Source organism: Streptomyces sp. NPDC005195, from assembly GCF_040608315.1.
In the GTDB taxonomy this organism is placed as follows: Bacteria; Actinomycetota; Actinomycetes; order Streptomycetales; family Streptomycetaceae; genus Streptomyces; species Streptomyces kaempferi.
In genome coordinates this window covers 1-1999 of sequence record NZ_JBEXHZ010000274.1, presented here as the reverse complement: position 1 = coordinate 1999, position 1999 = coordinate 1, and the positions used below count along the sequence as shown (strand labels likewise).

Here is a 1999-nt window from a genome sequence, read left to right as displayed (position 1 = left end):
CGGCGGCGTTGTCCAGCGCCGACCCGACACGTCCCATCGACTGCACCACGCCCCAGCGGCCGCACAACTGCTGGAACGACTCGGACGTGTATTCGGCGAGTTCAATCAGTCGTTGCAACACCGGGCTGTTGCAGCGAGCGTAGCTGCTCTTCGAAGACCTCGGCGGGTGTCCGCCAGCCGAGGGTCTTGCGGGGCCGGTTGTTGATTGCCATGGCGACGGCTTCGAGGTCCGTGGACGACCACCGGGAGAGATCGGTGCCCTTCGGGAAGTACTGACGCAGCAGCCCGTTCGTGTTCTCGTTGGTCGGTCGTTGCCAGGGCGAGTGGGGATCGGCGAAGAACACCTTCGTCCCGGTATCGAGGGCGAACTGGGCGTGGCCGGAGAGTTCCTTTCCGCGGTCCCAGGTGAGGGTTTTGCGTAGCTGCTCGGGCAGCTGCGTCATCGACGTCGTGAGCGCTGTGTTCATCGCGATCGCGCCATAGCCCCCGAGTGAGGTGCCGTTCTTCACGGGCGGATTCTCGCCCCAGCCCTTGAGCCGGGGCAGGTGCACCAGGAGCGTGGAGCGGCTGCTGCGCTCGACGAGCGTGCCGATCGCGGAGCGACCCGTTCCAATGATCAAATCGCCTTCCCAATGTCCGGGGACCGCGCGGTCTGCGGCCTCGGCGGGGCGTTCGCTGAGGATGACGTCCGCGGTGACATGCCCCTGGGGTTTGTTTTGTGACCGTGCACGGGGAGTCCGCAGCGCCCGGCCGGTGCGCAGGCACGTGACCAGTTCCCGCTTGAGCGCTCCACGGCCCTCGATGAACAGCGCCTGGTAGATCGCTTCGTGGCTGATGCGCATGGACTCATCATCGGGGAAGTCGACCGGGAGCCGGTGCGAGATCTGCTCCGGGCTCCATGCCGTCGCCCAGCGTCTGTCCTGCCGGTGCGGCTTGTTCAGCCCTTTCCATGCGGGCGTCCTGGGCCCGAGGACGATCGTGTTGTCGGGGCGGCGGAGGCTGCCGGCGAGCCGATCCTGCACGTACTCACGCAACCTGTCGTTGCCTGTGAGCTTCGCGGTCTTCGGGCGCTTGGCGGCCTGCTGTGCTTTCCACTGGGCGACCGTCGCGCGGTACTCCTGCTTGCCGCTGCGCGTGGCGGCATTGCGGCGCAGTTCGCGAGAGATCGTTCCGGGGTCACGCTCCAGGGCGCGGGCAATCTCGCGCACACCCTTGTTCATCGCCCTGAGGATCGCGATCTCCTCGCGCTCCTCGAACGTGAGGTATCGGCCCGTGGGCTCGGCCAACGAGATCGGAGGCATGCCGCCAGCGTGACGAAACCACCTCGCACCCACCGGCCACGACACGCCGACCGCCAACGACGCCTCCACCGTCGTGACCCCTGTGGCGATCAGCCGCCAGAACTGGCGCTGCACGACCCGAGACGGATCAGGCCGCCCCGGCGAACGCATCGCCGGCCGCAACGCACGATCAGCGCGCCACTGCCGACGCCGACCCTCCGGAACATCGCTGGTCTTCAAACTCCAGTCCGCCGTGGCCACGTCGCACACCTCCGAGATCAAGGTGTTGCGACGACCAGTTGAATCCGCCTTCGCTGCCGCGGTCCGTGTGGAAAATGACGCCGTCGACCTGGCCGCCTCGGGTCGCGATCGCCGTCTGCAGGGCGGCGCTGACCAGCGCGGTATCGTGCCGCGCGCCCATCGCGTAGCCAAGAGCGCGGCGGGAGAACGCGTCGTGGACGGATGCGAGGTAGAGCTTGCCCTCGCCGGTCTCGATCTCCGTCATGTCGCCCCACCACAGCACGTCGGGCGCGATGGCGTCGAACTTGCGTCGCACCAGGTCAGGAGCAGTCTTCCGCTTGCCGGGGCGGGTGAGCGAGCGGCGTCGACGAGGCGGCTTACGGCCCTGTAGACCGAGCTCCGCCATGATCTCGGCGACGGTGTTCTCCGACACCTGCCAGCCCTCCTCCCACAAATCCAGCGTGATCCTCGGCGAGCCG

2 protein-coding genes are annotated in these 1999 nt (G+C 67.6%); both read right to left on the bottom strand.

Annotation, left to right across the window (positions count from 1 at the left end):
* Positions 1–101: 101 nt before the first annotated feature.
* Positions 102–1301, bottom strand: coding sequence for an IS30 family transposase (locus tag ABZV34_RS38895; protein ID WP_356287846.1), 1200 nt, complete (start codon positions 1299–1301; stop codon positions 102–104).
* 169 nt (positions 1302–1470) lie between these two features.
* Positions 1471–1999 (bottom strand): DDE-type integrase/transposase/recombinase (locus ABZV34_RS38890; protein WP_356287843.1); only part of this gene is annotated, 529 nt, incomplete at its 5' end.